At 68.8% G+C, this 7170-nt stretch carries 8 protein-coding genes; all 8 read right to left on the bottom strand.

The features are described 5' to 3' along the window. The coding region (gene groL, locus QOC76_RS20025; protein WP_526359584.1) for a chaperonin GroEL at window positions 1-1568 on the bottom strand (1568 nt) is incomplete at its 3' end. 84 nt (window positions 1569-1652) lie between these two features. Beyond that, the gene (groES, locus tag QOC76_RS20020) at window positions 1653-1955 is read right to left on the bottom strand and encodes a co-chaperone GroES (RefSeq protein WP_526359582.1); all 303 of its coding nucleotides are present in this window, start codon (window positions 1953-1955) and stop codon (window positions 1653-1655) included. A gap of 290 nt (window positions 1956-2245) precedes the next feature. Then, a complete protein-coding gene (gene tsaD / locus QOC76_RS20015) occupies window positions 2246-3259 on the bottom strand; it encodes a tRNA (adenosine(37)-N6)-threonylcarbamoyltransferase complex transferase subunit TsaD (RefSeq protein ID WP_526359594.1) in 1014 nt (337 codons plus the stop codon). Between the two features lie 41 nt (window positions 3260-3300). After that, complete coding sequence (rimI, locus tag QOC76_RS20010) at window positions 3301-3765, bottom strand: ribosomal protein S18-alanine N-acetyltransferase (RefSeq protein WP_526359580.1); 465 nt, start codon at window positions 3763-3765, stop codon at window positions 3301-3303. After that, entirely contained in the window at window positions 3762-4400 is a 639-nt protein-coding gene (tsaB, locus tag QOC76_RS20005) for a tRNA (adenosine(37)-N6)-threonylcarbamoyltransferase complex dimerization subunit type 1 TsaB (protein WP_526359578.1), read from the bottom strand. The genes rimI and tsaB overlap by 4 nt, the downstream gene beginning before the upstream one ends. Further along, entirely contained in the window at window positions 4397-4861 is a 465-nt protein-coding gene (gene tsaE / locus QOC76_RS20000; RefSeq protein ID WP_526359576.1) for a tRNA (adenosine(37)-N6)-threonylcarbamoyltransferase complex ATPase subunit type 1 TsaE, read from the bottom strand. Before tsaE ends, tsaB begins: the two co-directional genes overlap by 4 nt. Next, entirely contained in the window at window positions 4854-5858 is a 1005-nt protein-coding gene (locus QOC76_RS19995) for an alpha/beta fold hydrolase (protein ID WP_526359592.1), read from the bottom strand. The genes tsaE and QOC76_RS19995 overlap by 8 nt, the downstream gene beginning before the upstream one ends. Window positions 5859-5961: 103 nt before the next feature. After that, the gene (alr, locus tag QOC76_RS19990; RefSeq protein WP_526359590.1) at window positions 5962-7134 is read right to left on the bottom strand and encodes an alanine racemase; all 1173 of its coding nucleotides are present in this window, start codon (window positions 7132-7134) and stop codon (window positions 5962-5964) included. Window positions 7135-7170: the final 36 nt, after the last annotated feature.

Below are 7170 nucleotides of genomic sequence, written 5' to 3'. Positions count from 1 at the left end.
TTCTCGACGACCGCGGTCTCGGTGGTGAGCACCATCCTCGCCACCGATGCGGCGTTGAGCACCGCTGAGCGGGTGACCTTCACCGGGTCGACGACACCGCCGGCGACCAGGTCGCCGTACTCGAGCGTCGCGGCGTTGAAGCCGTGCCCGGCCGGCAGCTCGCTGACCTTGTTGACCACGACGGCCCCGTCGAGGCCGGCGTTGGCCGCAATCCAGTACAGCGGTGCGGACAGCGCCTGCGAGAACACGTCGACGCCGAGCGCCTCGTCCCCGGACAGCGACTCCTTCAGCGACTCGAGCGCGGACCGGGTCTGCACCAGAGCGGCGCCGCCGCCGGTGATGATGCCCTCCTCGACCGCGGCCTTCGCGGCTGAGACGGCGTCCTCGACAGCTTCCTTGCGCTTCTTCAGGTCCGTCTCGGTGGCAGCGCCGACCTTGATGACCGCGACGCCGCCGGACAGCTTCGCCAGCCGCTCCTCCAGCTTCTCGCGGTCCCAATCGGAGTCGGTGGCCTCGATCTCCGCGCGCAGCTGTGCCTTGCGGCCGTCGATGGCGTCCTGAGATCCGCCGCCGTCGACGATCACGGTGCTGTCCTTGCTGACGACGACGCGGCGGGCGGTGCCCAGCACGTCGAGGCCGACCTCACGAAGCAGCAGACCGACATCGGGGTTGACGACCTGACCGCCGGTGACGACGGCGAGGTCGTCCAGAAACGCCTTGCGGCGGTCGCCGAAGAACGGTGCCTTCACTGCGACGGCCTTGAGGGTCTTGCGAATCGCATTGACCACCAGCGTCGAAAGCGCCTCGCCTTCAACATCTTCGGCGATGATCAGCAACGGCTTACCCGACTCGGCGACCTTCTCCAGTAGCGGCAGCAGGTCGGGCAGAGAGCTGATCTTCTCGCGGTGCAGCAGCACCAGTGCGTCCTCGAGCACCGCTTCCTGGGCGTCGAAGTCGGTGATGAAGTATGCCGAGATGAAGCCCTTGTCGAAGCCGACGCCGTCGGTGATCTCGAGTTCGGTGTCCAGCGTCGAGGACTCCTCGACGGTGACAACGCCGTCTTTGCCGACCTTGGTCATCGCCTCGCCCACCAACTCGCCGACCTGTTCGTCGCGCGAGGAGACCGTGGCCACCTGAGCGATGCCCTTCTTGTCGGACACCGGGGTAGCCGCGGCCAGCAGGGCCTCGGAGACCGCGTCGGCGGCCTTGCTTATGCCCGACCCCAGCTCGATCGGGTTGGCACCGGCGGCGACGTTGCGCAGCCCACCCTTGACCAACGCCTGTGCCAGCACGGTGGCCGTCGTCGTGCCATCACCGGCAACGTCGTTGGTCTTGGTCGCGACCGACTTCACCAGCTGAGCGCCCAGGTTCTCGAACGGGTCGTCCAACTCGATCTCGCGGGCAATGGTGACACCGTCGTTGGTGACCGTCGGGCCGCCGAACGACTTCGCGAGCACCACGTTCCTGCCGCGCGGGCCGAGCGTCACGCGGACCGCATCGGCGAGCTTGTCGATGCCGGCTTCCATTGCGCGACGCGCGGTTTCGTTGAATTCTATCTGTTTAGCCATAAAACGTGTCCGTCCTTGCTATGCATGACGCCCCGGGAATCCGCCGCTTTACGCGGGGATCGCCGGGGCGGTCACGTTTCGTCGTTACTTGTTGACGATGGCCAGCACGTCGCGGGCGGAGAGGATCAGGTACTCCTCGCCGCCGTACTTGATCTCGGTGCCGCCGTACTTGCTGTAGATGACCGTGTCGCCCTCCGACACGTCCAGCGGAATCCGCTTCTCGCCGTCATCGTCCCACCGGCCGGGGCCGACTGCGACGACGGTGCCTTCCTGTGGCTTCTCCTTGGCGGTGTCGGGAATGACCAGACCGGACGCGGTCGTGGTCTCGGCCTCGTTGGCCTGTACGAGGATCTTGTCCTCGAGTGGCTTGATGTTCACGCTCGCCACGATGGAGCCCTCCGTTAGATCGGGGTCGACCCGGGGCGCATCCCCGGATCTACTGACTTGACAGCATTAACAGGTGTTCGGCATGCGTCCGTGCCCTCGCGCCGTCGTCGCGGGTGCCGGTCGAGGGCGTGGCCGCCTGCCACCTAGCACTCTATACATGAGAGTGCTAGCACTCAAGGTCGCCCCCTGCCTATCTCCCGTGCCGGACGCGAACATCGCCGAAATACGCGATGACTAGCGGTTGAAGAGGTCGGCGCGCCGGGGTTGAGCAGGTCGGCGGCCGCCAGCTCTCACAGCTGACCTTTCACCACCGGCAGACCCGGGTCGCTGGCGACGTCCAGCGGAGACGGGGGCGCGCCCGCCGCGACCAGGTGCGCCGCGAACGACGCAATCATCGCTCCGTTGTCGGTGCACAGCCGCGGTGGCGGGATCCGGAGCGTCAAACCGTTTGCCGCACAGCGCTCCTCGGCCATCTCACGAAGCCGCGAGTTCGCGGCGACGCCACCGGCGATCAGCAGTGTCGACACCCCGAGCTCGGTGGCGGCCCGCACGGCCTTCGCGGTGAGTACATCGGCCACCGCCTCCTGGAAGCCGGCTGCCACGTCGGCTTGCGACGCGGTGGGGTTCTTCTCGACATACCGTGCGACCGCGGTCTTGAGACCCGAGAAGCTGAAGGCGTACGGATCATCACGCGGCCCGGTCATGCCGCGTGGGAACGCGACCGCGTCGCGGTCGCCCTCGCGCGCCAAATCGTCGAGCACCTTGCCGCCGGGGTAGCCGAGGCCGAGCAGCCGTGCGATCTTGTCGTAGGCCTCCCCCGCGGCGTCGTCGACGGTGCTGCCGAGTTCTTCGATCGGTTCCGCCAGCGACCGCACGTGCAGCAGGTTGGTGTGGCCGCCGGAAACCAGCAGGCCGACGCATTCGGGCAGCGGGCCGTGGTCGTACACGTCGGCGGCGAGGTGGCCGCCGAGATGATTGACCGCGTAGAACGGCACCTGCCACGCGACGGCGTAGGCCTTGGCCGCGGCGACGCCCACCAGCAGAGCGCCCGCGAGCCCCGGCCCGATCGTGGCGGCGACGACGTCCGGCTTGGCGATGCCCGCCGCGTCGAGCGCACGGCGCATTGTCGGCCCCAGCGCCTCCAGATGCGCGCGGGACGCGATCTCGGGCACCACACCGCCGAACCGTGCGTGTTCGTCGACGCTGGAGGCCACCTCGTCGGCCAGCAGTGTCACCGTGCCGTCGGCCGCCAGCAAGGCGATGCCGATTCCGGTTTCGTCACAGGAGCTTTCGATGGCCAGGATCGTCCTGGGGCAGGAGCGAAGCGACCCGGGGATGGGTGAAGTCACGTCGGATCTCCTCGTGCGGGACGTTGCATGGTGTAGGCGTCGGCGCCGCTCACCCGGTAGTAGCGCTTGCGCAGCCCGACGTTGACGAACCCGGCGCTCTGGTACATCGCGATCGCCGCCGTGTTGTCGGTCCGCACCTCGAGATAGACGGTGTCGTCGCCGGCGAACTCCAGCATGCGGTTAAGCATCTGTCTGCCGACACCCTGTCCCTGGTATGTGGGGTCCACACCGATGGTGTGAATCTCGTACTCGTAGGGAGGCTTTCGGCCGAGGCGGGCGATACCCGCGTATCCGACGAGCTTGTCGTCGGCGCGGGCGGCGACATAGTGGATGTGCTGCGCGGCAAGCTCGCGGCGGAAGGCCGCCGCCGGCCACGGGTCGTCGCCTTCGAAAAGCTGAGCCTCCAGCTCCGCGCATCGCGCCGCGTCGCCCGGCCCCAACTCGCCGTAGACGACGGTCATGCGCGCGCCACCGGTGCAACGGGCTGCGGTTTGGCGTCGGGCCTGCGCAGGTAGAGCGGAACGAGCTGCTGCGGCGGCAACGTCCAGTCGACGGCGCGCACCAGACCCGATGCCGTCGGGTAGACCGCGGGCTGCCGCGGCAGGGCGAACAGCGCCGCGTGCTCGGGCGAACCGGCAACGGCGCCGACGTCGGTCGGTACGTCCGCGGGTGCGCTGACGGCAGGTCCGTCGATGCGCAGGCCGTCGCGGTAACGCGCCCAGTACACCTCGCGGCGACGGGCGTCCGTGACGACGAGCACCTCCCCCGCCGTGTCGACGCCGATCGCGTCCAGGCTGCATACGCCGTGGACGGGAATGCCGAGCGCCTGCCCGTAGGCGGCGGCGGTGGCCATGCCGACCCGAAGCCCGGTGAACGGCCCTGGCCCGCACCCGACCGCGACGGTGGTCAAGTCGGTCACAGCCACCCCTGCGTCGGCGAGCGCGGCAAGCACATTCGGGGTCAGCTGTTCGGCATGCGCGCGCGCGTCGACGGTCACCCGTTCGGCGAGCACATCGATGCTGTCGCCGTCGCGCCGAACGATCCCGGCGCTGACAGCGGGCGTCGCGGTGTCGATCGCGAGGACGAGATCCGTCATGATCGGCTCCACTGCCAGATCGCCGTCCGCACGTCGGTATCCGTGCCGCGCTCGAGCCGGATGTCGAGGTGCCGCTCCGAGAGCCGTTCGACGATGCCCTCGCCCCATTCGACGACGACAACCGCGTCGTCGAGGTCGGTGTCCAGGTCGAGCGAGTCGAGTTCGCCGAGAAGGTCGGCGCCGGCGTGGTCCAGCAGCCGGTACATGTCCACATGCACCATGGCGGGCGCCCCCGGCTGTCGCGCCCGATGCAGGCGGGCCAGCACGAAGGTCGGCGACGTCACGGGGCCGTCCACATCCATCGCCTCGGCGATTCCCTTGGCCAGCACCGTCTTTCCCGCACCCAGCGGTCCGGACAACACCACCACGTCACCGGCGTGCAGTTGCCCGCCGAGCTGGGCGCCCAGCGCCTTGGTGTCCTCAGCGGTCGGCAGCTCCGCTGTCCCGGCCTGATCAGCCATGGGGTCGAGCCCGATCGCGCAGCCGGCGCGTCATCGCCACGAGTTTGGAAGGGGTGGCCCGCTCGACCAGCCGGACCAAAGCGTCGTCGATGATCTCGGGCTGCTCGAGCTGCACCAGGTGACCGGCGCCCTCGACGACCACCAGCTCCGACTTCGGCAGCCTGGCCGCCATCGCTTCGGAGTGCTCCACCGGCGTGATCAGATCGCGGTCACCGCAGGCGATCAGCGTCGGCACCTTGGCCAGCGTGGGAAGCGCCGACTCCTCGTCGTGCACCTCCAGGGCGTGCAGGAACTCGACGAGTGTGACGATCGGCGTGGAGTGCATCATCTTCTCGGAGAACGCCACCACGCTGGGGCTGACCTTCTCGTCGCCGTAGGACGCCGCCCGCAGGATCGGTGCGATGACGGACTTGGCCGCGCCCCTGGTTCGGTGCACGGTCTTCGGCGCGTACCGGACCGCGAACCGCACCGCCTCCAGCGCAGGGTTCTTCAGGATCTCCGCCAGCGGGGACCGCGCAACACCTTCGACCGCTGAGGAGATCAGCGCAACGCCGACGATGCGGGTGGGGTAACGACGAGGAAACTGCCGGGCGTGCGAGAGCACCGTCATGCCGCCCATCGAGTGCCCGACGAGCACCACGGGTCCCTTGGGTGCCGTCACGGCGAGCACGGTTTCCAGGTCCTTGCCCAGTTGCTCGACGGTGTAGGTGTCCGGCGACGCCTCGGCCGACTGGCCGTGCCCGCGATGGTCGTAGAACACCATCCGCACCTGCGGGCCCCACTCCTGTGCCAGCCGCGCTCGCTGAAAGTAGAAGGCGCCCATGCGCAGACAGAACCCGTGGGAGAATACGACAGTCAGAGGCGCATGCTCGGGACCGACTTCCCGCACCGCGAGGTCCACCCCGTCTGGCGTGGTCACCACGAAGCTGCGGTCGGCGTCGAGCAGCTCGAAATCCTCACCCGCGTAGGGATCCCCGGCGGTGGGGCGCCGAGTCATCGACCGCGCGACGGACACCCCGGCGATGGCGCCGACGGCGGCCAGCCCAGCGACACCCGCCAACAGGCCGGCGTTCGCCTTGCGCTCCAGCCGTTTCGGGTCGTTATCGCCCACCGTCACCTGCTCCGCGATATGTCCTGACGACCCGACCCCGCGGACTGGTGACAACCTCGTAGTGAATGGTGTCCAGCATCTCGGCCCAGTCCTGGGCGGTCGGTTCACCGTCGGTGCCCGGCCCGAACAGGATCGCCTCGTCGCCCTCACGGACATCGCCTGCGTCGGGGCCGAGATCGACGACGAACTGGTCCATGCAGATGCGGCCGACGCTGGGCCGCAGCCTGCCGTTGATCAACACGTTCATCCGGTTGCTCAACCTGCGGTACACGCCGTCGGCATATCCGATCGGCAGCAGCGCAAGGGTGGTGTCGCGATCGGCGATCCAGGTGTGCCCGTAGGACACGCCGTCGCCGGCGTGCACCGACCTGACCACTGTCACAGGACATTTCAGCGTCATCGCGGGCCGCAGCCCCATATCACCGCGTTCCGGGATCGGGCTCAGGCCGTACACCGCGATGCCAGGCCGGACCATGTCGTAGGCGAGGTCGGGACGCGACATGGCCGCGGGCGAGTTGCACAAGTGCGCGATCTCGAAGTGCACACCATGGTCGCGGGCCTGCTCACGCATGTCGGCCAGCCGCCGCGCCTGCAGGTCGTTGACGGGGTTGTCCGGCTCGTCGCCGCGGGCCAGGTGCGACATGATGCCGCGCAACCGGATCGCCTCGTCGGCCACCGCATGACGCAGCCCCGTCAGCATCGACGGAAACTCGGCGGGACTTACGCCGTTGCGGCTCAACCCGGTGTCGACCTTCACCGTGACGTCGGCCGTGACTCCGGTGAGCTTGGCCGCGGCCAGCAACTCGTTCAGCTGCCGCGGTGACGACAGTGCGACCTGCACGTCGGACTGCAGCGCGGGCGCGAAGTCGGTGCCGGGCGGATGCAGCCATGCGAGTACCGGCGCGGTGACGCCGTCGCGGCGCAGTGCGAGCGCCTCCTCGATGGTGGCGACACCGATCTCGGCGGCGCCCGCCTCCAGCGCCGCGCGTGCGACCTGGGTGGCCCCATGGCCGTAGCCGTCGGCCTTGACGACCGCCATCACCTGCGCCGAACCGGCGTGCTCACGCAGAACGCGGACGTTGTGCGCGATCGAGGCGAGGTCGACCACCGCCTCGGCGTTGGCGCTGGGCGTCACAGAAGTCGTCAGTTCGGTCGTCGGCATGGTCATGTCACCACCCCCGATTGTCCCAGACCGGCG

It is taken from the genome of Mycobacterium sp., assembly GCF_032159565.1.
Lineage (GTDB): Bacteria > Actinomycetota > Actinomycetes > Mycobacteriales > Mycobacteriaceae > Mycobacterium.
The sequence above is the reverse complement of the archived record's forward strand: the minus strand, read 5'-3'. Positions and strand labels throughout refer to the sequence as shown.

Bases quoted from the DNA above. Each gene is read 5' to 3' on its own strand.
- rimI (WP_526359580.1), bottom strand. From the start codon at position 3,765: ATGACCGTCGTCTACGGCGAGTTGGGGCCGGGCGACGCGGCGCGATGC.
- tsaB (WP_526359578.1), bottom strand. From the start codon at position 4,400: ATGACGGATCTCGTCCTCGCGATCGACACCGCGACGCCCGCTGTCAGC.
- tsaE (WP_526359576.1), bottom strand. From the start codon at position 4,861: ATGGCTGATCAGGCCGGGACAGCGGAGCTGCCGACCGCTGAGGACACC.
- QOC76_RS19995 (WP_526359592.1), bottom strand. From the start codon at position 5,858: ATGACTCGGCGCCCCACCGCCGGGGATCCCTACGCGGGTGAGGATTTC.
- alr (WP_526359590.1), bottom strand. From the start codon at position 7,134: ATGCCGACGACCGAACTGACGACTTCTGTGACGCCCAGCGCCAACGCC.